Below are 22,663 nucleotides of genomic sequence, written 5' to 3' on the forward strand. Positions count from 1 at the left end.
AGGTTGTTAAACCCGCCTGACAAGCAACAAGCCGCAGCCGAACCCTTTGCTGTGTCCAACCCCTTCGAGCAGCGCCTTGGTCAGTCGGTCCGGATCGATCACCTTGGCCATGCCCTGGTAATCCAGGCTGGAGTACTCGATGCCTTTGCCTTTTCGCCGAAGCCGCTGCTGGCGATAGCCGTTCTGCAGAACGCTGTCTTCGCGCACCGCCAATCCCCACTGTTCGGCACGTGCCAATAGCCAATCCTTGCCTGCCGTCTCGAGCACCTGAGCCAACTGATCACGCTGGTCAGAAGGCACGCTGCGCTTGGCATGCATCAGCACATCATGTCGCCGGGAACGTCCGTCTTCACGACGAACACTGATCGTGGGATTGGCGCGCAGGTCGAAGCGCACCCACTCGCCACATTCCAGCAGTGGTGCATAGGGCTTGGTCTGCACTTGAAACAGGTCGGAGTTCGGAACAGGTGGGCGGGCCGAGACCACATAGAAGCTGCGCTCATCCTCAAGATGCCGAAAAACGAAATCGCGCGGCATTCCATCGCCGGGAAACAAACGCCAGATCAGGGCATGGTCGCGATAGGGTTCGCCATGGCGAGCCAGATCACGCAGCCAATCATCCTGGCGCGGCGTGGCGAGCAATCGCGCACAGGAAAAATAATGAGTCATCCCTGCTCTCCTCCGCTCAAGGCCACCCATTCACGCCGCGGGGCGAATTGCCAGCGGCTGCGCGACAGCGGCTGGTCGTGCCGCCAACTGTCGAAGCTGGCTTTCATTCCTGCCTCCATGCCGTCCTCCCAGTAATAGCGAATCTGCCCGGGGCGGAGATATTGACGGTCTTGCCGGGACGGCCAGACCTGCGCGGCATCCTGATCCAGCAGCCCCAGAAGCGACGGAAACTCCGCGGTATCCAGCGCCTCACGCACACTGGCGGCCGCTACCTTTCGTGGTAGCAGCGGCAATGCCAAAGGGCAGGATTTGCGCCCGAGATAGAGGGAAAAGCTCGGCTCACGCAGCGCTTGAGCGAGGGCATCGAGATCGACGGGCGCGCTCGGCAAGGCTTCCACTGCCACCAGCGCGAGGCTGTCGCAGCGGTACTCCCGAGCCGAAAGAATGGTCTCGACCTTGGCCGCGGACAGCTCCTGACGCCGCGAGCGAAAGCGGAACTTGCGCGGCGGGACGCCGACCTGGACCGTGTGATAGTCGCGCATTGGCGATCCGGTACATTCGAGCCTGATCCCGAAACGGTAACCCTCGATCAACGCGCGCTGACCGGCCTCGTCGGTACGCTCGATGCCTAACGCCGCGCCGAGCAGGCCCAGCAAGGCGGAGCGCGACGGATGCACCGCCGAGTGCCGCGACTCGCCCACCGCAATTTCGCCCCAGCTCGCCAACGGGCCGTACAGACGCAACAGCAGATAGTCCGCCATGTTCACTCCGCTGCGACGAAATCGAGGAAGTCAGCGACCGAACCCTCCCCGGCCAGCACGTTGAACTGGTTGTGGCTGTCGGCACAGGCGCCGTAGACCTTGTCCATGTTGGCACGCACGCGCTCGAGCACCGTCACCGCTTCGCTGGCGTAATCGCCTCCGCTGACCGGCTTGACGAACGCGAGCGAAAGCGAACGCGGCTGTTGGCTGCCTTTCTCCGCCAGGCCGAAATGGGCATAAGCCCGGCTGGCGAAGCTGTTTTGTTTGCCGTTGGGTCCAACGGTCAGGGCCGCCTGGGCGAGGGCCCGCAGCGCCTTTTGCGTCAGTGCCTCGTCGCCGCCGAGATTTCTCTTCAGGAGGTCCCGGTCGATACACAGGTATTGATAAAAGACAGCGGCGGCGAAACCGGACTCACCGATATGCGCGGCACCTGGGTCAGTGCTGTTGAGGTCGTCAACGGCGGTGAAATAGTCATCCTCGACGGCCGAGGCATGCACGCCGATGGCATGGGCCACCTGCACGGCCGCCTCGCCGTTGAACTCGGTTTTCGCGGCGAGCATGCGGCCGAACATGGCGATGTCCACTGCAGTCTGGGCATGCAGCAGCGCATCGAGCTCTTCATCGCTGGGGCCGCGCTTTTCCCGCGCCAGGGTAGCAACCAGCGCATCGAGCGTAGCCCGCTCCTGCGGTGCAATGTGGACCAGTTGCTCGATCTCCAGCGGGTTGTCCTTCTTCACCGCCCCGTAGACCTTAGCCATCTGTCCGGCCCATTCCTTCGCCTGCTTCTCGCCGACACCTGCGGCAATCAGCGCATCGAATGCTTCCACCCCTAGCCGCTTGGTTCGCGTCCCGATATTGCCGGCCAAGGCCTGTTGAAACAGCTCTGAGGTGCGCCAGGCGCGCTTGAGGCTTTGCGAAGAAACCCGCAGCCGTTCGACGCCACCCAGACGCGCGGTTTTCGGATTGCCCAAGTCATCGCGGTTGAGGTTGGAAGGCGGATAGGAGGTGAGCAGGTGCAGTTGGACGAATCGGGTCATTGAGCAATCTCCTTGTTGGATTCGGTTTGATCGATGGCAGCCCGATCCCGGGCGCTCAGGTAGTAATCGCAGGCCCAGCGAAACTTGACGCCATCGCTGGCGCGAACAGTCGAGTGCCCCAGCTCGATCTGCCAGCTGAGCAGATCGTCGGCCAGCCTCGCCACGTCCACGTCGCGATCGGCCAGCTGCACGGCCCTGCGCCAGTGGCGAAAAAGGTCGGGTACGCCAGGGCTGCGCTGCATCGCTTTGAAGCGCAACTCACTCATCTTCGGCCGATCGTGCCCGGCGCCATGACCAAGGCGCCACGCCAGGCTCTTGCCGTCGCGGGCGTCATTCTTGACCATCGCCAGCACACCAGCGATCCAAGCCAGCCGTTCATAGCTGTAAGGCTCATCGGGCAAGCAGCCGCCCTCGTCCAAGGCGATCAGACGTTCAGCTAACAGCAGCGTGGAGGCATGCCCAAGCAATTCGTCCACATCCGCGCACCGGCGCAATTGGGCACGCTCGCCACGCCCCATCGTCCAGAGCGGACCTGGCAAGGGTGCGTCGCCTTCGCCTCGGGGTTGCAACGCGCGCCACCAGTCGCGCACCCAATGCTGCTGCGCGTCATTCAACTTCAGCTTTCTTGGCCTCATGCCGGCTCCCTGTCATACCGGTTGACGATTTCCCATAGCGGCTTCATGGCCTTGCCTGCATTGAGCTCCTTGGCAAGGTCGGCGCGCGCTTTCACGATGCGCTGCATGTCCTGATCCTCGAGCGGGCCGCTGAGCACCCAATGATCGAATAGCGCCAGCACCTGTTGCCGGGTGTCTCGCAACCAGCGGCGGTACATAGGAACGACTTTCCTGTCGCCGTCGAAGTCCAGCGCGGCAAGCTCGTTCAGCAGGTGATAGAAGGTGGGTTCGGTGGCCTGCCAGAAGCTTTGCAGCACCGCAGGCTCGCTACCGGTATCGCCTGGGCGACGAAACCAGGCAGCCTTGACTTGCTTGTGCAGCGCGCTCGCCATCGACTCGGCGGAGTCGAGCAGCCGCTTGACGCTCTTGGTGAAGTCGCGCAGCACATCTGTACCAATGGAATGCACCGGCAACATGCTGTCGTACCAGCAGAGCGCCTTCATGTTCGACATTGAGAAGCCGAAGCACCACAGGCGCACCCGCGGCATGCCAGGCCGGGCGTTAAAACGGGAAACCGCAAGCGCCGCATCCGGCTGGTGGTCTTCGTTGCCCAGCACCAACCCCAACCAATCGCGATAACCCCGTCCTGCCTGATGTCCTTTGCAGGAAATCGGCGGCTTCTCGCCCTTTGCGTCGAGGTGATAGGGCGTCAACGGATGCATCCAATTGCCCGTGTAGTTGGTGCCCCCATGCCGGGTTCGGTAGTGATGGATCAGCCGCACATCCTTGGCAGCGCATATCGCGCAGTCGCCCTGACCTACCGTGGACTGATCTAACCGGATCCGACGCGGCATGCCCCAGTACGCCTGCAGCGGATGGACCGACTCGGGTGGCGTATCCGCCCCGCCCTTGTCATCGCTGGTACGCGTCGGTGCCAGCCAAGGCAGCACATCGCTCAGGGATGTGATGGGCGGGTAACCGAGCGCGTCCTGCGGTATCACGTTCAGCCAGAGTTTTTGCCAGAGACTGGCCTGCTCATCCGCCGGACGCAGCAAGGTAGTCAGCGGGCCGCCACCGCGAAGCGAGGTACGCACGCCGCGACCACCGGCCGGTGCGTTCAGTTGGAGGGTCAACACGGCCTGAGCGAAGCAGTGCTCGCATAGCCCGTGATCGGCTGCCGGCTTGTTGAAGTACAGGTTGCTGGACGACCCCGCATCGATCAGCAGCTCCAGCACCGGCAGCTGATTGGCTTCGTCCGGCAGTGCAAGATCCTGCATGAACGCCGGGCCATCGTTTCCCAGCAAAAAGGCATGGCGATAGGGTCCAAACGCGGCTTCCAGCTCATCCCGGCTTGGCGGATTTGCGTAGCGATCGCGCCATTCCTGCAGGTCTTGCGGTGCATAGGCGGTTTGCAGCAAGCCGATCAGGAACTGATACAGCGCGCCGCGGAAGTCGGGTCGTTCCGTTACTAGCTCACACCAATTCACTTCGCCCAGCTCAGCAACTGAAATGCTATTGACCTTCTCGGAGCGGCCCGAAGCCTTCAACCAACGATTAAGCAACAAATTCACGACTCACTCCTTGTCGACCTGAATGAAGATCCGAACACGCTTGACACGAGACAGAATTAGCAGCAGTAGAAACCCCATCAACCCAGCCCACCAGTCACCCCATAGTTCTCTACCGCCTGCGCAATCAGTGCCATAGCCGCACTCATACCGACCTCCCCAAGGTTTGACAGGAGGCAGTAAAGCAGCCAAAAGTAAAAACCACAAGGCTTGCTGTTTTTTCTTAAACCATCTCTTGCACTCCAAAACTGCCTCGCAGCCCGCTAAGATGCGTTGCCGCCTTCCCTCGAAGGAATGAACCGGCTTGATGGTTGCTCTTCAACCAGTTCCCCGCCAATGCGGGGCGTCGGGCAAGGACGCCCTACCAACTCAGCCCGCTTTCCCGGTCATAGCGCATCTCGACCAACCGGCCGCGCGCATCCAAAACCTTGGCTATCAACGCCCCGCCCTCCGCAGCCAGCGGCAAGACGAATGCCGGCTCCTCGAGCAACCTGTAGCCCTTTCGCAGACGCTCCACCGCGCCACCGAAGCGCTGCTGCCAATCCGGAGCCAGCGCACGCGCCTGCTCCGCCCGGACGTTTACGGCCGAGCGCTCCCAGCAGTACAACCCGGAGTCGCACAGCGGCTGCAACTCTCCGTCGCGCCAGAGGGCGAGATAAAGCGTCTGGGTTTCATCGCCAAGCCGGGTTGGCACTTGATTGTCCTCATACCAGCGCGCACTGCTGTCGATGCAGTACCCCATGTCCAGCTTCAAGGCGTTGAAGTGCGCCTGGCTTTGCATCGCCATGCCTTCGCCAATCTGATCCCGACTGGACTTTTGCAGCGCCTCGGGCACGGACTGTTCATCCACGCCATACACCGCCTCGACCAACTCCCGCACAGCACCGGCCTGCCCCGCTTCGCCCGGCGTGACGAGGTGGCCGGCCGCCAACAACGCTCGTGCGCCGAGCCATAGCTTTCCGGCGTCCGGATAGACGAAGCAGCCCTTGGGAAACATCGAGGCGTACCAATCGGCCTTCGGTTCATCGACGGGTTCAGGTGTCAGCAGATACAGCATCGGCGCGGCACGTTGCTCGACACCGTCGGCTGCCGGATCGCCATTAGCCTGCCGTGCGTGCCGCTGCAAACGCCCGGCACGTTGAATCACGAGATCAATGGGGGCGAGATCGGACACCATCAGATCGACGTCGAAATCGAGACTCTGCTCAAGCACTTGGGTGCCGACCAGCACTCTGCCTTTGCGCTGCGCAGCCGACGAGTGCTTGCCGAAACGGGCCAGCACGGCATTTTCGATATCCAGGCGATCGCCCATCGCGTAGCGGCTGTGGAACAGCATCACGTCCGAAGCCTGCATCCGTTCGGTCAGCAGGGCGTGCGCACGGCGCGCATCGCTCACGGTGTTGCGAATCCAGGCAATGCAGCGGCCCGCCCGCGCTTGCTCAGCGATGAGAGCCAGTACCGATTCCTCGTCATGCAATGCACTGACCTGAACTTTCCGACGCACCTGGGGCCGCGTTGCGCAGGCGTAGCTGTGCAACTTCTGGCCGGCCTGCACGGCCAATGGATAACGCGCGTCGCCCAGATCTTCTCCATCGCCGCATCCCAGCCCTGAACGATAGGCTTGCAACAACTGGTTCCGAACATCGAGCGGCAGCGTCGCCGAGAGCAGGATCACGCTGCCACACTGACGGGCATGAGCAATCAACAGATTTTTTAGTAGCGACAACATGTACGGGTCGTAGGCGTGCACCTCGTCGACCAGCAAGACCTTGCCCGCCAGGCCCAGGAGCCGCAGCGATTGGTGCCGAGCGGGCAAGACGGCCAGCAGCGCCTGATCGAGCGTGCCGACACCCACATCGGCCAGCAAAGCCTTCTTGCGGTTGTCGGCAAGCCATGCATTGCATTGCGCGCTGGCCGTTCCTTCATCTGACTTATAGCGGCCGTCGTCCGGTTGGTCGGAAGCATGCAACACGCTTTGCCGATAGCCTTCGACCAGTTGCCGGGCCCCATGGGACAGAACGAGCGATGGAAGCGCGCCTGGAGCATAAAGGCGCCGGTAGATACTGCCGACCCGCTGGTACATCTGGTTGGCGGTGGCCATGCTCGGCAGCGCGAAATACAGGCCGTGCGCCAAACCGTTCTGCATGAGGCGCTGACTGAGGATCAGTGCAGCCTCGGTCTTTCCCGCGCCCGTCACGTCTTCCAACAGGAACAGCTGAGGCCCGCCTTCTAGCTCGACCGTAGCGGCGTACTGCTGCAATGGGGTCGGATCGGTGAGGTAATCGAACAGTTGCTGCGGATGGGGCCAGTGGCGAATCGCGTGCCACTCCAGCCCAGCGGAGGTTACAGCCTCCCGCGCCTGTTGCTGGGCATGCAGCCAGTAGTCAGTCAGGACCGTCGGGTCGCTTCGGTAGGGGAAGTGCACCTGATTGGAGCCCAACCAATCCGCGAGGACCGCCAAGCCTGCCAGCCGCCAGGCGTGCCGCTTCAACACCACCAGTTGTTTACGTTCGGGGGGCGGGATTTCTCTCGGGCACAGCCAGCTCGCGAGCTCGTCAACGAAGGCGTGTGCAGCGCGCCGGTCCGAGCGCAGAAAGTGTTCGCTCGCGTCGAACGCGATCAGGCCACCTGACTCATGCTCCTGCGGAGGCTTGCCGTGATGACCGACCACTGCACGTAGCCAAACACCCCAGAACTCATGAGAGGCATCTGGCAAGAACGCAGTCTCTGATTCGCTCGCAAAATCCTCGCACCAGAGCATCCAGCCCAAGGTGTCGTGTCGCTTCGTATAGGGCTTGTCACGGTCTGCCGGAACTAAATCGGGGGAAAGGTCGGTAACTAGCCCTTGGAAGGATCGGGCGAACTTACCCAGGTCATGCAGTGCCAGGAACAGCACGAACAGCGATTCGACCTGGCTCAGCGGCCAGCCCAGCTCACGAGCCAAAGGCTGCAGGGAAAAATGCGGCAGCTTAATCAGAGTCTGGCCGCAGGCCGCCACATCAAGGGAATGAAAAGGCAAAAGGTGAAAGCGCTCGCCACTCTCACCCTGCGCGGATGCCTTTCCCCAATAAGCAAAGAAAGATGGGACCGTCACTTTCTATCTCCCTGAAAGCGTGTCTCACCGTTTGCTGGCAAGACCTAAGGTAGCCATTTGATATCGCAGCCTAGCGGCTTGCCGCGCCATGGCGGAATACTGGACGTGCGAACAGGTAAAGTTTTCATGTATGCCAAGGAAACTCGTGACTATAGGCCCGTCAGCGGTTCATCCCCGCGCCTGCGGGGAACACTTCACGCCAGAGCGGAGGCGAGCATTCCAAGCCGGTTCATCCCCGCGCCTGCGGGGAACACTCCAGGTGGGGGAGGTTGGTCTCGATCCAGGCCGGTTCATCCCCGCGCCTGCGGGGAACACCCGAAGGCCCTGGTGCTGCATGACGTGCTGAACGGTTCATCCCCGCGCCTGCGGGGAACACTGCCAAAGCTTGGAAGTCCAAAACAGGTACCGCGGTTCATCCCCGCGCCTGCGGGGAACACGCATTGGCATGACGAATATGACTGCTACGTCGCGGTTCATCCCCGCGCCTGCGGGGAACACTCCAATCGTAAGCGTCTGATGGGCAATGGAAAATCCCTATCGCCGCAATCTACCGCGCCTGCCGGTCGGTCAGTCCGGGCTGGAGCGGTCGAGGATTGGCGGCAGTGCGATGCCGCGCGGCAGGGTGCCGTAGGCACGGCGGCTGGTGGCCAGGCGGCTGGCGATGAAGGCGTCGCTCACGGCGCTGTTGCCGGCTTCGAGCAGTAGCTTGGCCTGCAGCGCGATGGCCATGTCTTCGGTGAGCTGGCGGGCGCGGTATTGGATGTCGTCGGTGTCGTGCAGGTCGCGCTTGAGGCGGGCGATATGCGCCGCCAGATCGCGGTCGCCCTGGCCGTCACCGAGCTCGGCGAAGAAGACGTCGAGCACACCGGCCTCCTTCGACAGTGCGCGCAGCACGTCCAGGCATTGCACGTTACCCGAGCCCTCCCAGATGGAGTTGACCGGCGCCTCGCGGTAGAGGCGCGGCAGGATGGTTTCCTCGACGTAGCCGGCACCACCCAGGCACTCGCTGGCCTCGGCGATCATTTCCGGGGCGCGTTTGCAGATCCAGTACTTGCCCACCGCGGTGACCAGGCGGGCGAACTTGTCCTGGGCCTCGTCGGCCCGGTTGTCCAGTGCGTGCCCCATGCGCAGGGTCAGCGCCAGCGCCGCTTCACTCTCCAGCGCCAGGTCGGCGAGCACGTTCTGCATCAGCGGCTGGTCGAGCAATGCGCGGCCGCCGACCAGCCGATGCCGGCAATGGTGCAACGCCTGGGTCAGCGCCTGGCGCATGAGGGAGCTGGAGCCGATCATGCAGTCGAAACGGGTCGAGGCGACCATCTCGATGATGGTCGGCACGCCGCGGCCCTCGTCGCCGACCATCCAGGCCAGCGCGCCGCGAAACTCCACTTCGCTGGAGGCGTTGGCCCAGTTGCCGAGCTTGTTCTTCAGGCGCTGGATCTGGAACGCATTGCGCGTGCCGTCCGGGCGATGGCGCGGCAGCAGGAAGCAGGACAGGCCCTTGTCGGTCTGCGCCAGGGTCAGGAAGGCGTCGCACATCGGCGCCGAGCAGAACCACTTGTGGCCGACCAGCTCGTAGGCCTGCCCCGGTCCACCGGCACCGAGCGGCAAGGCGCGGGTGGTGTTGGCGCGCACGTCGGTGCCGCCTTGCTTCTCGGTCATCGCCATGCCGATGGTGACACCGGCCTTGTCCTCCATCGGCACGTTGCGCGGGTCATATTCGGTGGCAAGGATCTTCGGCAGCCAGCGCTCGGCAAGGTCTGGCTGCAGGCGCAGCGCCGGCACGCTGGCGTAGGTCATGGTCAGAGGGCAGCTGGTACCGGCCTCGGCCTGATTGTGCAGGTACATCAGGCCGGCGCGCGCGACCTGCGCACCGGGCTGGGGGTTGGCCCAGGGCAGCGAGGGGATGCCGTGCTCGACGGCGCAGCGCATCAGCTCGTGGTAGGCCGGGTGGAAGTCGACCTGGTCGATGCGATGGCCGTAGCGGTCATGACTGCGCAGCACCGGTTTGTTCTCGTTGGCGAGAAAGCTGGCGCCCATCAGCGGTCCACCGGCGAGCGCGCCGTAGGCGTCCAGCCGCTGCTCGGCCCAGCCGCCGCCGAAGCGCGCGATCCACTGTTGCAACGGCACGTCGAGGCGGTAGAGGTTGGCCCCGTCCAGTGGCGGCACCTGGTTGGTGACCTCGTGGGTATCGGCGCAGGCGTTGTGCAACATGGCGGGCTCCTCTCGATCGACCGGGGCGATCAGATGAGTGAAGCACGATCACCGAGAGGGCTGAAGCGAGGTTTCGGCCAAAGCGCCCGGCGATCCCCCGCTGGCGGATGCGCCTCGCGTCTCAGGCGACCCGCTCGTTGCAGCGCTCGGCACCGCAGGCCACGGCGCTATGCGGCAGGCTCAGGCTGAGGGCGAAGCAACTGCCGGCGCCCGGGCTCGAGCGATGTTCGAGCTGCCCGCCCAGCACCCTGGCCAGCAGGCTGCTGATCGCCAGGCCGATACCCAGGCCGCCATGGCGTCGGGTCAGCGAGCCGTCGAGCTGGCGGAAATGCTCGTAGACCAGCCCGTCGCCCTCCGCCGCGGCGAAACCGATCCCGCTGTCGATCACCTCCAGACGCACCGACAACGCCTCGCCCTGCTCGGCCAGACAGACCAGGCGCAGGGTCACACCGCCGTGGTCGGTGAACTTGATGGCGTTGTCCAGCAGGCGGGTCAGGCATTGCCGGATGCGCTCTTCGTCACCGACGAGCGTCTCGTCCAGGCGCGCATCGCATTCGACTCGCAGGATCAGCCCCTTGGCCTGGGCCAAGCCCTCGAATCGCTGGCGCAGCCCGTCGCCGAGCGCACGCAGGGAGAACACCATCGGCCGTGGCGATACCCGGTTGGCGCGCAGCTCGCAGAGCAGCAGCAGGTCGTCGATCATGCCCAGCATGGTGGCGGCCGAGCCTTCGGCAATGCCCTGGAACTGCTCGCGCTCCTCGGCGCTATCGGCTTCGGGCAGCAGCTGCAGGGCCCCGGTCACGCCCATCATCGGCGTGCGCAGCTCATGGCTGACGGTCGAGAGGAACTCGTCCTTGAGGCGGTTGCTTTCGGCCAGCTGGCGGTTGAGCGAGGCCAGCTCGGCGCCGGTCGCCTCGAGGATCGCCGTGCGCTCATCGCGCAGCGTATTGATACGGTCGGCCAGGGCGAGGGAAAGCAGCGCCACTTCGATCGCCGAGCCGATCTGGCTGGCGTACATGGTGAAGAAGCTGTGCGGCAGGTAGCCCAGCACCATCAGGGTGTTGATCTGCCCGCCGACGAGCAGCGCACTCCAGGCGATGACGAAATAGCGTGCCATGCGCATGCCGCGGACCCAGGCGGCGATGCCCGCGGCGAATACCACGAGCGTGAACAGCAGGGCCAGCAATGTCGCCGCACGCAGCGACAGGCTGTAGTCGACCCACACCGCCAGCGCCATGACCACCGCCGCCATGGCCATCATCAGGATCAGCAGGCGATCGATCCACGGGCTGTGCCGATCGGTCTGCAGGAAGCTGCGGGTGAACTGGCAGCCGAACAAGCCCGCGGCGCCGATCAGCAGGGGTGTGGCGAGGTTCGCCCAGTGCGGGTTGTCGGGCCAGAAGTACTGTACGCCGGCGCCGTTGACTGACACCTGATAGAGACCAAAGGCAGCGATGTAGGCGATGTAATAGAGGTAGCTGATGTCGCGGATGCTGAGGTAGACGAACAGGTTGTACACCAGCATCACCAGCAGCACGCCGTAGATCAGCCCGAGCACATAGATCCGGCCTGGCTGCTGTTCGAGATAGGCGTTTTCGGTCCAGAGGGTCAGCGGCACCTGCACCGATCCCTGGCTTTGCACGCGCAGGTAGACGCGCTGCGGCTGCGCCGGCTGCAGATCGAGTGCGAACAGGTAGTCGGCCTGGCGGAACTGCCGACTGTCGAACGGGTGGGTGTCGCCGGTTCGCCAGGCCAGGCGATAGCCGCCCTCGGCCGCCGGGACGAAGAGCTGGATGTCATCCAGCGGCGGATAGGCCAGTTCCAGCAGCCAGCGCCGCGCGCTGTCGGCCACCTCGGGACGGTAGGTCAGGTCCAGCCGCAGCCAGAAGGCCGAGCGCGAGTAGCCGGCATTGAGCACCGGCCGCTCGTTGGCCGTGAACCGTTCGTCAGGCAGGGCGCTCACCTCGGTGATGTCGGCCTTTCCGCTGGGGTCCTCGAACACCTGCAGATGGTGGCCGAGCGGCAGACGACCGACATGCTCGTCGAATTCGACCGCCACGGCGGGCGTCGACAGCAAGCCGAGCAGGAAGATGAACAACAGACGTCCCATGAGGCCTCTCGGCGGGCTGGTCGAACAACAGGGTGTGACATTAGCGCCGCAGTTATCAAAGTGGAATCACGAAAAACCCGTCGGGACGGACGGACGCTTTTCGCCACCAGGTAGGCTCAGACTACCGCCGCCGGTGTTGCGGCACATCGCCAGCCCGCGACCGGCCAGCGGGGTTTGATGATAAGCTCTCGCGCCATGTCAGTCCCCGCCCGCCAGCGCAGGCATGCTTTGCCGGTGCGGCGCGGCCCAGCGCAGGAAAACAGCCGCATGACCACCCCCACGTCGCGCCCCGTCGTTCTCTGCCTGTCCGGCCATGACCCGGTCGGCGGCGCCGGCCTGCAGGCCGACATCGAGGCGCTGCTGGCGCAGCAGTGCCACGCTGCACCGGCGGTCACCGCGCTGACCGTGCAGGACACCGTCGACGTTTCCGATTTTCGCGTACTGGATCGCGCCTGGGTGCTGGCCCAGGCCGAGGCGATCATCGCCGACCTGCCGGTCGCGGCGGTCAAGCTCGGCATGCTCGGTTCGGTGGAAATGGTCGAGACGGTGCTCGAGATCATGCGCCGCCTGCCTGGCGTGCCACTGGTCTGCGACCCGGTGCTGCGCGCCGGCGGCGGCGGCTCGCTGGGCAAGGACGAAGTCGGCTATGCCCTGCGCGAGCGGCTGTTCCCGGCGTCGACCATTGCCACACCAAACCTGCCCGAAGCGCGCATCCTCGCCGAGCTGCCCGAGGGCACGGCAGACGAATGCGCCGAGCGGCTGTTGCCGCACATCGAGCACCTGCTGATCACTGGCGGCCATGGCGACGAGCATGAAGTGCACAACCGGCTCTACAGTCGTGATGGCAGCCGTCACGACTTCACCTGCGCGCGCCTGCCGGGCAGCTATCACGGCTCCGGCTGCACACTGGCCAGCGCCCTGGCCGGCCGCCTGGCGCTCGGCCAGGACGTCGCCGGAGCCGTGCGCAGCGCGCTCGACTACACCTGGCGCACGCTGCGCGATGCCGAAGCGCCGGGACGTGGGCAGTACATCCCGCGGCGCCTGCCGCTGGATCTGGAGTGAGGCAGCCCGTAATGAAAACGCTTCGTGGCCTCTATGCCATCACCGACAGCCATCTGCTTGCCGACGGTCGCCTGCTGCCCTACGCCGAGGCGGCGCTGCGCGGCGGCGCACGGCTGCTGCAGTACCGCGACAAGTCGCCTGAAGAACAGCGCCGTTTGCGCGAGGCTCAGGCGCTGCAGGCGCTCTGCGAACGCTACGGCGCCGAGCTGATCATCAACGATGACGCCGAGCTTGCCGCACGCCTGGGCGTCGGCCTGCACCTGGGCCAGGACGACGGCTCGCTGTCGGCAGCACGAGCCCTGCTCGGCCGCCAGGCGGTCATCGGCGCGACCTGCCATGCGCGCCTGGAACTCGCCGAGCAGGCGGCCAGCGAAGGCGCCAGCTATGTCGCCTTCGGCCGCTTCTTCGACTCACGCACAAAGCCGGGTGCGCCTGGCGCCGATCTCGCCCTGCTCGAGCAGGCTCGCCGCCGGCTGCACCTGCCGATCGTCGCCATCGGCGGCGTCACCCTGGATAACGCCACATCCCTCATCGCTGCCGGCGCCAGCCTGGTGGCGGTCATCCATGCGCTGTTCGCCGCCGACTCGGCCGCCGAGGTCGAGCGCCGCGCGCGCGCGTTCAGCCAGTTGTTCGAACCCATCTGACCATCCGCGGCGGTCGTCACCGCCGCTGTTTTCCGCGAGGCCCCGCATGTCCCGTTCCGAAGCGCTTTTCAACCAGGCCCAGACCCACATCCCCGGCGGCGTGAACTCGCCGGTTCGTGCTTTCCGCAGCGTTGGCGGCACGCCGCTGTTCCTCAAGCATGCCGAGGGCGCCTATGTCATCGACGAGGACGACAAGCGCTATGTGGATTACGTCGGTTCCTGGGGGCCGGCGATCCTCGGTCACAGCCACCCACAGGTCCTCGATGCCGTACGCCGGCAACTTGACCACGGCCTGTCCTATGGCGCGCCGACTGCGATGGAAACGGCGATGGCCGAGCGCGTTTGCGCGCTGGTGCCGTCGATGGAGATGGTGCGCATGGTCAGCTCCGGCACCGAGGCGACCATGAGCGCCATCCGCCTGGCCCGTGGCTACACCGGGCGCGACGCGATCATCAAGTTCGAAGGCTGCTACCACGGCCACTCCGACAGCCTGCTGGTCAAGGCTGGCTCCGGTGCCCTGACCCAGGGCGTGCCGAGCTCGGCCGGCGTGCCGGCGGACTTCGCCAAGCACACCCTGACCCTGGCCTACAACGATCTGGCCGAAGTCCAGGCCACGCTCGAGGAGAAGGGCGAGCAGGTCGCCTGCATCATCGTCGAGCCCGTGGCTGGCAACATGAACTGCGTGCCGCCGGCGCCGGGCTTCCTCCAGGGCCTGCGCCGCCTGTGCGACGCGCATGGCGTGGTATTGATCTTCGACGAGGTGATGACCGGCTTTCGCGTCGCCCTCGGTGGTGCCCAGGCCTATTACGGCGTGACACCGGACCTGTCGACCTTCGGCAAGATCATCGGCGGCGGCATGCCGGTCGGCTGTTTTGGCGGCAAGCGCGCCATCATGGAAAAGATCGCCCCGCTCGGCCCGGTCTACCAGGCCGGTACGCTGTCAGGCAATCCGCTGGCGATGGCCGCCGGCCTGACCACGCTGGAGCTGATCAGCCGCCCCGGCTTCCACGCCGAACTGAGTGACTACACCACGCGCATGCTCGATGGCCTCAAGGCACGCGCCGACGCGGCGGGCGTCGCCTTTGTCACCACCCAGGTCGGTGGCATGTTCGGCCTCTATTTCAGCGAGGCGAGCGAGATCGTTACCTTCGCCGACGTCATGGCCAGTGATGTGGAGCGCTTCAAGCAGTTCTTCCACCTGATGCTCGAAGGTGGCGTCTATCTCGCCCCGAGCGCCTTCGAGGCGGGCTTCACCTCGATCGCGCATGGCGCGGCAGAGCTGGAAATCACCCTCGATGCCGCCGAGCGTGCGTTCGCCAAGCTGAAATGAGCGCGTTGCCGCAGGTGCTCGCGGCCGCCGCCCTGGCGCTCACCGCTGGCGCCTCGACATTGGCGGTCGGCTGCCTGCGCCGTCAGGCGGGCGAGGCCGAGCGGCCGGCGCTGTTCTGCGCCCTGCTCGGCCTCGGGCTGGCAACCGCGCTCGGCGCCTGCCGCCTGGCCAGCAGCATCGGCATAGCCACCGGGGCGGTGCAGGTCTGGTTCGAGCAGGCCACGCTGCAGCTCGGCGTACCGCTGATTGCGCTGGCCTGCCTTGCCAGCGCACGCGGCTGGCATTGGAGCGGGCCGACCTGGGGCCGCCTGCTGCTGGGGCTGTGCGCGTTCTTCGAGCTGGCGCGCCAGTTCGGCGCCAGCGAACCATACGCACTTGGCCTGAGCCTGCTCAGCGCACTGCTGGTGACCTACGCCGGCCTCGTCCGCTGGCCGGATCGGCATGCGGCCCTGGCGGGCGCGCTGGGCGGGCTGCTTCTACTGGCGGCGGCGTGGGCCGGCCCGCACGGGGACGTCGCGGCGACTTTTGCGCTGGCGCTGGCGGCCCCACTGTTGGCACTGCTGCTACGCCGCCTCGGCCGGTCGGCGGAGCCGCTGGCAAATGGCTGAACGACTGCCCGAAAGGCTTTGTAAGCTGTCGGCAGCTTATCCATAATGTGACAGCCGACGCGTTTGCCCGGCAGTTCGTTAAAACGCCCTGATCCTCGAGGCGCTCCAATTGATGACCCGCACCGGCCGCATCCTGTCTTTGGGCTGTCTGCTCCTCGCGTTACCGACGATGACGATGGCCGGTGGCAATTCGCTGCTGGTGCCCGCGACGGCACGCTGTGCGCTCAATGCGTTGCCCGAGGAACTGCCGACGGCGCTGCGCGCCTGCCAGCAGGCGGCTAGCGAAGGCGACGCCCAGGCGGCCTTCGAACTGGGCGAGTTCTACCATGACGGCAAGCGTGCCCCACGCGACCTGAACAAGGCGCTGTACTGGTTCGAGCAAGCCTCGCTCAAGGGCCATGCCACCGCGCAGCATCGCCTGGGCATCATGTTCTTTCGCGGCGAGGGCGTACCGGCCAACAACGTGCAGGCCTACATCGTGCTGAAGATGGCGGCGGTCAACGGCGACGAGGATGCGCTGGACACCGCCGACCGCGTCTCGACGCAGATGCGCCGTGACGAGCTGGAGATCGCCACCCAGGTGCTCGGGCAGATCTTCCGCGAGTACCTGCTGGAACTGCAGGCCGCCGACTCGCCGTTCGCGCCCTGACGGCCAGGCGACGATCGCGCGCTTTCCCCCTCCCCTGCGGACGCTTATAATCGCCGGTCATTTTTTGAACAACGCCGGCCCGTAACATGTCCCGCAAGCTTTTCATCGAAACCCACGGCTGCCAGATGAACGAGTACGACAGCTCGCGCATGGCTGACCTGCTGGGCGAACACCAGGCCATGGAGATCACCGAGAACCCGGCCGATGCCGACGTGATCCTCCTCAACACCTGCTCGATCCGCGAGAAGGCCCAGGAAAAGGTCTTTTCCCAGCTCGGCCGCTGGCGCGAGCTGAAGCAGGAGAACCCGCAACTGGTGATCGGCGTCGGCGGTTGCGTGGCCAGCCAGGAAGGCGCAGCCATCCGCGATCGTGCACCCTACGTGGACGTCGTGTTCGGCCCGCAGACGCTACACCGCCTGCCGGAGATGATCGATGCGGCGCGCAGCACCCGCACGCCGCAGGTGGACATTTCCTTCCCCGAGATCGAAAAGTTCGACCGCCTGCCCGAGCCCCGGGTCGACGGCCCGAGCGCCTTCGTCTCGGTCATGGAAGGCTGCAGCAAGTACTGCACCTTCTGCGTGGTGCCCTACACCCGCGGCGAGGAAGTCAGCCGGCCGTTACCGGACGTGCTTGGGGAAATCCTCCACCTGGCCGAAAACGGTGTGAAGGAAGTGACGCTGCTCGGCCAAAACGTCAACGGCTACCGCCATGACGGCAGCGATTTTGCCGATCTGCTGCACGCCGTCGCGGCGATCGAGGGCATCGAGCGCATTCGCTACACCACCAGCCACCCGCTGGAATTCTCCGATGCGATCATCCAGGCACATGCCGAGATTCCGCAGCTGGTGAAGTACCTGCACCTGCCTGTGCAGTCGGGCTCGGACCGGGTGCTGGCGGCAATGAAACGCAACCACACGGCGCTCGAATACAAGTCGCGCATCCGCAAGCTCAAGGCCGCGGTGCCCGACATCCTGATCAGTTCGGACTTCATCGTCGGTTTTCCCGGCGAGACCGAGAAGGATTTCGAGCAGACCATGAAGCTGATCGAAGACGTCGGCTTCGACTTTTCCTACTCGTTCGTCTACAGCGCCCGCCCCGGCACGCCGGCCGCGGACCTGAACGACGACACGCCCGAGGAGGTCAAGAAGCAGCGCCTCGCCGTGTTGCAGCACCGGCTCAACGAGCAGGGCTTCGAGAACAGCCGACGAATGGTCGGCACGACGCAGCGCATTCTGGTGACCGACTACTCCAAGAAGGACCCGGGCATGCTGCAGGGCCGCACGGAGCACAACCGCATCGTCAATTTCCGCTGCGACAACCCGCGACTGATCGGCCAGTTCGTCGAAGTCCACATCGACGACGCCCTGCCGCACTCGCTGCGTGGCAGTCTGCTCGGCTGAGCAGGCCCGCGCCTCGGTGCCCGGCCGGACTGACCGACGCCAACCGGCCCGGGGACCGAACAAGCGCCAGCTTTCGGCTTTGCCGCGGCGGCGCTATTCTCTTTTCACCAATTCGCCGCCTACGGCCATATCGAAAGCCCTTGAACGCACCCATAGAACCTCATCGCTTCACCCTCGAACCCTTTGAAGCACGCCGCTTCGCCAACCTCTGCGGCCAGTTCGACGAGCACCTGCGACTGATCGAACAGCGCCTGGCCCTGGAAATCCGCAACCGCGGCAACCAGTTCGAACTGGTCGGCCCGCAGGACGCTGCCAAGTCCGCGGAAAACCTGCTGCGCCGCCTCTACCGCGAAACCAAGACCACCGAGCTGTCGCCGGACATGGTCCACCTGTTCCTGCAGGAGTCGGGCATGGAGGAGCTGGCCAACCCCAGCGCCAACCAGGGCGTGAGCCTGCGCACGCGCAAGGGCAACATCCGCCCGCGCGGGGCCAATCAGCAGCGCTACGTCAAGGCCATCCTCGACAACGACATCAATTTCGGCATCGGCCCGGCAGGCACCGGCAAGACCTATCTGGCGGTCGCCTGTGCGGTGGATGCACTGGAGCGCGAACAGGTACGGCGCATCCTGCTGGTCCGCCCGGCGGTCGAAGCCGGCGAGAAACTCGGCTTCCTGCCCGGCGACCTGGCGCAGAAGATCGATCCTTATCTGCGTCCGCTGTACGACGCACTCTACGAAATGCTCGGCTTCGAGCACGTGGCGCGGCTGATCGAGAAGCAGGTGATCGAGATTGCACCGCTGGCCTACATGCGCGGCCGCACGCTGAACAACAGCTTCATCATCCTCGACGAGAGCCAGAACACCACCCAGGAGCAGATGAAGATGTTCCTGACGCGTATCGGCTTCGGCTCCACCGCGGTGATCACCGGCGACATCACCCAGGTCGACCTGCCGCGCGGCACCAAGAGCGGCCTGGCGCACGTGATCGACGTGCTGCGCGACGTCAAGGGCATCAGCTTCACCCATTTCCAGCCCAAGGACGTGGTGCGCCACCCCCTGGTGCAGCGCATCGTCGAGGCCTACGACGCCTTCGAAGACCCGCAGCCGATGCCGGCCCGACGGGCGAATCAGGAATCGCCGTCGTGATCGAACTCGATCTGCAGCTGGCCTCGGAGGCGCAAGCGCCGTCGCAGGCCGATTTCCAACGCTGGTGCGAGCTGGCCCTGCGGCAACGCAGCGCCGATTCCGAGCTGACCATTCGGGTGGTCGACGAAGCCGAAGGGCGCGAGCTCAACCGCACCTGGCGGCACAAGGACTACGCCACCAACGTGCTGTCGTTTCCGGCCGATGTGCCAGACGGCATCCTCGACATTCCGCTGCTCGGCGACCTGGTGATCTGCGCGCCAGTGGTCGAGCGCGAAGCCGCCGAGCAGGGCAAGCCGAGCCAGGCGCACTGGGCCCACCTGGTCATCCACGGTTGCCTGCATCTGCTGGGTTACGACCATATCGAGGACGACGAGGCCGAGGAAATGGAAGCGCTGGAACGCGAGCTTCTGGCCGAACTCGGCCACCCCGACCCCTATGCCGAACAACAGCCCGAAACGGGCCACCGCATGGACCACTGAGCCACACGACATGAGCGAAGACCGATCGATCAGCGGGCAGAAGTCCTGGCTGGAGAAAATCACCCAGGCTTTTGCCCACGAACCCAAGAACCGCCAGGAGCTGCTGGAAATCCTGCGCGAGGCCCACGACAACAAGCTGCTCGACAGCGAGGCCCTGGCCATCGTCGAGGGCGCCATCCAGGTCGCCGACCTGCAGGTGCGCGACATCATGGTGCCGCGCTCGCAGGTCATCAGCATTCGCGCCGACCAGTCGCCGCGAGAGTTCCTTCCGGCAATCATCGAAGCCGCGCATTCGCGCTACCCGGTAGTCGGCGAGAGCCTCGACGAGGTGATCGGCATCCTGCTGGCCAAGGATCTGCTGCCGCTGGTCCTGCAAGGCGAACAGCAGAGCTTCAACATCAAGGATCTGCTGCGCCCGGCCACCTTCGTGCCCGAATCCAAGCGCCTGAACGTATTGCTGCGCGAGTTTCGCGCCAACCACAACCACATGGCCGTGGTCATCGATGAATATGGCGGCGTCGCCGGCCTGGTCACCATCGAGGACGTGCTGGAGCAGATCGTCGGCGACATCGAGGACGAGCACGACGTCGAGGAAGACAGCTATATCCGCCCGCTGCCCTCCGGCGATTTCCTGGTCAAGGCGCTGACGCCGATCGACGAGTTCAACGACTACTTCGAGGTCGCCTTCCCCGACGACGAGTTCGACACCGTCGCCGGCCTGGTGATGAATGCCTTCGGCCATCTGCCCAAGCGCAACGAAGTGATCGAGATCGACGGTTTCCGTGTGCGCGTGCTCAATGCCGACAGCCGCCGCGTCCACATGCTGCGCCTGTCGCGCCTGGAGCGCGAGGCACACTGAGCGACCGCGGGCCGTGGCGGGTTTCTACCGCCACGCGGCCTGCGCCCCGCCACATAAACGCGCTTCGCTTGCGGCAGGCCGAGCATGGCCGTAGCCTCGCCTGCATTTGTCCCGCAAGGAAAATCGATGTCCTGGATCACCCGTCCCGGCTGGCTCGGCAATCTGCTGGCGCTTGTCGCAGGCACGCTTACCACGCTGGCGCTGGCGCCGTTCGACCTTTGGCCGCTGGCGCTCGTCTCTATCGCCCTCCTGTTCCTCGGTCTGCGCGAACTCGCCCCGGGCCAGGCTGCGCGACGCGGCTGGTGCTACGGTTTCGGCCTGTTCGCTTCCGGCGTGAGCTGGGTCTACGTCAGCATCCACGACTTCGGCGCGGCCTCGCCGGCGCTGGCCGGCCTGCTGACGCTTGGCTTCGTCGCCGGGCTGGCGCTGTTCTTCATGCTCTTCGGCTGGCTCTGGGCGCGCTGGCTGCGTGGACAGCAGACACCCCTGCGCGACGCACTTGGCTTCGCCGCCCTGTGGCTCGCGCTGGACGCCCTGCGCGGCTGGCTGCTGACCGGCTTTCCGTGGCTCTATGCCGGCTACAGTCAGCTGGATGGGCCGCTCGCCGGGCTCGCGCCGCTAGGCGGCGTCTGGCTCCTGACCTTTGCCATCAGCCTCAGCGCGGCACTGCTGGTAAACCTGCCGCGCATGCGCGGTCGGCCCTCGCAGCTGGCCGCCGCGGCCCTACTGCTGGTTGCGCCCTGGCTGACCGGAGCGCTGCTCGACGAGTATGCCTGGACGCAACCCAAGGGCGACCCGCTGAGCGTCGTGGCGGTGCAGGGCAATGTCCACCAGAGCCTCAAGTGGGATCCCAAGCAGCTGGAAATGCAGCTGGTGCTGTACCGCGACATGACCTTCCGCAGCCGACCCGCCGACCTCATCGTCTGGCCGGAAACCGCCGTACCGATCCTCAAGGAACATGCCGAAGGCTACCTGTCGATGATGGCCGGCTTCGCCCGACAGCGCGATTCGGCGCTGATCACCGGGGTGCCGGTACGCCAGCCCAACGATGCCGGCGAACTGCGCTATTACAACGGCCTGACGGTCACCGGCGAAGGCAGCGGCACCTACCTCAAGCAGAAACTCGTCCCCTTCGGCGAGTACGTTCCGCTGCAGGACCTGCTGCGCGGACTGATCGCCTTCTTCGACCTGCCCATGTCCGACTTCGCCCGCGGCCAGCCTGGCCAACCACTGCTGCAGGCCAAGGGGCTGCAGATCGCTCCCTATATCTGCTACGAGGTGGTCTACCCGGAATTCGCCGCCGCACTCGCCGCCGACAGCGACCTGCTGCTGACGGTGAGCAACGACGCCTGGTTCGGCCGCTCCATCGGCCCGCTGCAGCACCTGCAGATGGCCCAGATGCGCGCGCTGGAAGCCGGCCGCTGGATGATCCGCGCGACGAACAACGGCATCACCGTGCTGATCGACCCGTTCGGCCGCGTTACCGAAGGGGTGCCGCAGTTCGAAGAGGCCGTGCTTTACGGAGAAGTCAGCGCCATGCAAGGGCTGACGCCCTACCTGCGCTGGCGCTCCTGGCCGCTGGTGCTGGTCTGTTCGTTACTGCTGGGCTGGGCCTTGATCGGCCGCAACCGGGGGCGCGGGTGATACGCCCACCGCTGGGCGGTACAGCAGCGGATAAAGGAGCATTCCGGCGGCCTCGTTGATCAGCAGGCTGGTCTGCCACACCGCTTTGGCTTCCGGGAGCCAACCACCCAGCGGGCGCCCGTTGGGCACGCCCATGAACCCCACCGGTGCGGCGACGACCTCGATGCCGTTCTGCTCGAAGCACCAGCGCGAGCGCGGCATGTGCACCGCAGAGGTCACCAGCACGACCCGATCGATGCCCGCCGCCTTGAGCATCTGCGCACTGTAGACAGCATTCTCCCAGGTCGTACGGCTGCGCTCCTCCAGCCAGCGGGTCGGCACCTGGAAGTCGCGCTGCAATACCTCGGCACCGATGTATGCCTCGCTCGGCGGCTGGCCGAAGTGCAGCCCGCCGCTGGTGAGGATCGGCAGCCCGCTGGCACGCGCCAGACGTGCCGCATAGCGCAGCCGCTCGAGCGCCAGATGGCCCGGCTGGTCGCCGCCCCAGGCCGGATCGGCGAGCTCACGCCCGGCGCCGAGCACGACGATGGCTCCCGCCTCGGCTGCCAGCCCGCCCCAGCGCGCCTCGGCCAGCGCCGGCTCACGCTCGAGCAGTCTGGCACCCCACTCGACGAACACCGGCAGGCTCATTGCCGTCAGGCCGCCAAGACCGATGGCGAAGCACAGCGCGGCGAACCGCGGCCGACGGCGCCGCAGGAGCCAGGCACAGGCCAGCAGCAGCACAAAGCCGCCCGGAGGAAGTAGCAGCTGTTTGAAGAAATAGCGAATCGGCACCCGGC

The 22,663-nt window shown here is 65.4% G+C and carries 19 protein-coding genes and 1 CRISPR repeat array; of the genes, 10 read left to right on the forward strand and 9 right to left on the reverse strand.

The window, feature by feature from the left end:
• Window positions 1–6: 6 nt before the first annotated feature.
• From cas6e to CL52_RS17775, 8 genes are all read right to left on the reverse strand, one after another.
• Window positions 7–642 carry a type I-E CRISPR-associated protein Cas6/Cse3/CasE gene (cas6e, locus tag CL52_RS17740; RefSeq protein WP_043223310.1) on the reverse strand — a complete coding sequence of 212 codons (636 nt, stop codon included), beginning with the start codon at window positions 640–642 and terminating at the stop codon, window positions 7–9.
• 23 nt (window positions 643–665) lie between these two features.
• A complete protein-coding gene (cas5e, locus tag CL52_RS17745; RefSeq protein WP_041108054.1) occupies window positions 666–1,430 on the reverse strand; it encodes a type I-E CRISPR-associated protein Cas5/CasD in 765 nt (254 codons plus the stop codon).
• Window positions 1,431–1,432: 2 nt separating this feature from the next.
• Window positions 1,433–2,467, reverse strand: coding sequence for a type I-E CRISPR-associated protein Cas7/Cse4/CasC (gene cas7e / locus CL52_RS17750; protein ID WP_041108056.1), 1,035 nt, complete (start codon window positions 2,465–2,467; stop codon window positions 1,433–1,435).
• The gene (gene casB, locus CL52_RS17755; RefSeq protein ID WP_063613253.1) at window positions 2,464–3,102 is read right to left on the reverse strand and encodes a type I-E CRISPR-associated protein Cse2/CasB; all 639 of its coding nucleotides are present in this window, start codon (window positions 3,100–3,102) and stop codon (window positions 2,464–2,466) included. The genes cas7e and casB overlap by 4 nt, the downstream gene beginning before the upstream one ends.
• Window positions 3,099–4,652 (reverse strand): type I-E CRISPR-associated protein Cse1/CasA, encoded by a 1,554-nt coding sequence (gene casA, locus CL52_RS17760; RefSeq protein WP_043222126.1) that lies wholly within the window; start codon window positions 4,650–4,652, stop codon window positions 3,099–3,101. Before casA ends, casB begins: the two co-directional genes overlap by 4 nt.
• A 358-nt stretch (window positions 4,653–5,010) precedes the next feature.
• On the reverse strand, window positions 5,011–7,743 hold the full coding sequence (locus tag CL52_RS17765; protein ID WP_043222128.1) for a CRISPR-associated helicase/endonuclease Cas3: 2,733 nt from the start codon (window positions 7,741–7,743) through the stop codon (window positions 5,011–5,013).
• 164 nt (window positions 7,744–7,907) lie between these two features.
• Window positions 7,908–8,241: a CRISPR direct-repeat array (repeat unit 29 nt; unit sequence CGGTTCATCCCCGCGCCTGCGGGGAACAC).
• Window positions 8,242–8,310: 69 nt separating this feature from the next.
• Window positions 8,311–9,954 carry an acyl-CoA dehydrogenase family protein gene (locus CL52_RS17770; RefSeq protein ID WP_043222129.1) on the reverse strand — a complete coding sequence of 548 codons (1,644 nt, stop codon included), beginning with the start codon at window positions 9,952–9,954 and terminating at the stop codon, window positions 8,311–8,313.
• Window positions 9,955–10,075: 121 nt separating this feature from the next.
• Entirely contained in the window at window positions 10,076–12,064 is a 1,989-nt protein-coding gene (locus CL52_RS17775; RefSeq protein WP_043222132.1) for a sensor histidine kinase, read from the reverse strand.
• Between the two features lie 267 nt (window positions 12,065–12,331).
• Between CL52_RS17775 and CL52_RS17780 the strand changes: the two genes are divergently transcribed.
• The 10 genes from CL52_RS17780 (at window position 12,332) to lnt (ending at window position 21,884) form a co-directional block, all read left to right on the forward strand.
• A complete protein-coding gene (locus tag CL52_RS17780; RefSeq protein WP_041108065.1) occupies window positions 12,332–13,126 on the forward strand; it encodes a hydroxymethylpyrimidine/phosphomethylpyrimidine kinase in 795 nt (264 codons plus the stop codon).
• Window positions 13,127–13,137: 11 nt separating this feature from the next.
• Entirely contained in the window at window positions 13,138–13,770 is a 633-nt protein-coding gene (thiE, locus tag CL52_RS17785; protein WP_043222135.1) for a thiamine phosphate synthase, read from the forward strand.
• Window positions 13,771–13,816: 46 nt separating this feature from the next.
• Entirely contained in the window at window positions 13,817–15,100 is a 1,284-nt protein-coding gene (hemL, locus tag CL52_RS17790) for a glutamate-1-semialdehyde 2,1-aminomutase (protein WP_043222137.1), read from the forward strand.
• Window positions 15,097–15,708, forward strand: coding sequence for a hypothetical protein (locus CL52_RS17795; protein WP_041108071.1), 612 nt, complete (start codon window positions 15,097–15,099; stop codon window positions 15,706–15,708). The genes hemL and CL52_RS17795 overlap by 4 nt, the downstream gene beginning before the upstream one ends.
• Window positions 15,709–15,820: 112 nt before the next feature.
• Window positions 15,821–16,357: a tetratricopeptide repeat protein gene (locus CL52_RS17800; RefSeq protein WP_043222140.1), complete on the forward strand. Its 537-nt coding sequence runs from the start codon at window positions 15,821–15,823 to the stop codon at window positions 16,355–16,357.
• Between the two features lie 86 nt (window positions 16,358–16,443).
• Window positions 16,444–17,757: a tRNA (N6-isopentenyl adenosine(37)-C2)-methylthiotransferase MiaB gene (gene miaB / locus CL52_RS17805; protein ID WP_043222142.1), complete on the forward strand. Its 1,314-nt coding sequence runs from the start codon at window positions 16,444–16,446 to the stop codon at window positions 17,755–17,757.
• 140 nt (window positions 17,758–17,897) lie between these two features.
• The gene (locus CL52_RS17810; protein ID WP_041108077.1) at window positions 17,898–18,902 is read left to right on the forward strand and encodes a PhoH family protein; all 1,005 of its coding nucleotides are present in this window, start codon (window positions 17,898–17,900) and stop codon (window positions 18,900–18,902) included.
• Complete coding sequence (ybeY, locus tag CL52_RS17815) at window positions 18,899–19,381, forward strand: rRNA maturation RNase YbeY (RefSeq protein WP_041108079.1); 483 nt, start codon at window positions 18,899–18,901, stop codon at window positions 19,379–19,381. Before CL52_RS17810 ends, ybeY begins: the two co-directional genes overlap by 4 nt.
• A 10-nt stretch (window positions 19,382–19,391) precedes the next feature.
• The gene (locus CL52_RS17820) at window positions 19,392–20,240 is read left to right on the forward strand and encodes a CorC family transporter (protein WP_041108081.1); all 849 of its coding nucleotides are present in this window, start codon (window positions 19,392–19,394) and stop codon (window positions 20,238–20,240) included.
• A 126-nt stretch (window positions 20,241–20,366) separates the two neighbouring features.
• Window positions 20,367–21,884 carry an apolipoprotein N-acyltransferase gene (gene lnt, locus CL52_RS17825; protein WP_043222145.1) on the forward strand — a complete coding sequence of 506 codons (1,518 nt, stop codon included), beginning with the start codon at window positions 20,367–20,369 and terminating at the stop codon, window positions 21,882–21,884.
• On the opposite strand, the gene CL52_RS17830 is transcribed toward lnt, so the two are convergent.
• Entirely contained in the window at window positions 21,837–22,658 is an 822-nt protein-coding gene (locus tag CL52_RS17830) for a YdcF family protein (RefSeq protein WP_052264594.1), read from the reverse strand. The two genes, lnt and CL52_RS17830, sit on opposite strands and share 48 nt — an antisense overlap.
• Window positions 22,659–22,663 lie beyond the last annotated feature (5 nt).

The organism is Stutzerimonas balearica DSM 6083, assembly GCF_000818015.1.
GTDB lineage: Bacteria > Pseudomonadota > Gammaproteobacteria > Pseudomonadales > Pseudomonadaceae > Stutzerimonas > Stutzerimonas balearica.

What these genes read in the sequence shown, in the direction of transcription:
- CL52_RS17800 (WP_043222140.1), top strand. Translation starts at nt 15,821, where the DNA reads ATGACCCGCACCGGCCGCATCCTGTCTTTGGGCTGTCTGCTCCTCGCG.
- cas5e (WP_041108054.1), bottom strand. Translation starts at nt 1,430, where the DNA reads ATGGCGGACTATCTGCTGTTGCGTCTGTACGGCCCGTTGGCGAGCTGG.
- CL52_RS17795 (WP_041108071.1), top strand. Translation starts at nt 15,097, where the DNA reads ATGAGCGCGTTGCCGCAGGTGCTCGCGGCCGCCGCCCTGGCGCTCACC.
- CL52_RS17820 (WP_041108081.1), top strand. Translation starts at nt 19,392, where the DNA reads ATGAGCGAAGACCGATCGATCAGCGGGCAGAAGTCCTGGCTGGAGAAA.
- thiE (WP_043222135.1), top strand. Translation starts at nt 13,138, where the DNA reads ATGAAAACGCTTCGTGGCCTCTATGCCATCACCGACAGCCATCTGCTT.
- CL52_RS17780 (WP_041108065.1), top strand. Translation starts at nt 12,332, where the DNA reads ATGACCACCCCCACGTCGCGCCCCGTCGTTCTCTGCCTGTCCGGCCAT.
- hemL (WP_043222137.1), top strand. Translation starts at nt 13,817, where the DNA reads ATGTCCCGTTCCGAAGCGCTTTTCAACCAGGCCCAGACCCACATCCCC.
- CL52_RS17775 (WP_043222132.1), bottom strand. Translation starts at nt 12,064, where the DNA reads ATGGGACGTCTGTTGTTCATCTTCCTGCTCGGCTTGCTGTCGACGCCC.
- miaB (WP_043222142.1), top strand. Translation starts at nt 16,444, where the DNA reads ATGTCCCGCAAGCTTTTCATCGAAACCCACGGCTGCCAGATGAACGAG.
- lnt (WP_043222145.1), top strand. Translation starts at nt 20,367, where the DNA reads ATGTCCTGGATCACCCGTCCCGGCTGGCTCGGCAATCTGCTGGCGCTT.
- cas7e (WP_041108056.1), bottom strand. Translation starts at nt 2,467, where the DNA reads ATGACCCGATTCGTCCAACTGCACCTGCTCACCTCCTATCCGCCTTCC.
- CL52_RS17770 (WP_043222129.1), bottom strand. Translation starts at nt 9,954, where the DNA reads ATGTTGCACAACGCCTGCGCCGATACCCACGAGGTCACCAACCAGGTG.
- casB (WP_063613253.1), bottom strand. Translation starts at nt 3,102, where the DNA reads ATGAGGCCAAGAAAGCTGAAGTTGAATGACGCGCAGCAGCATTGGGTG.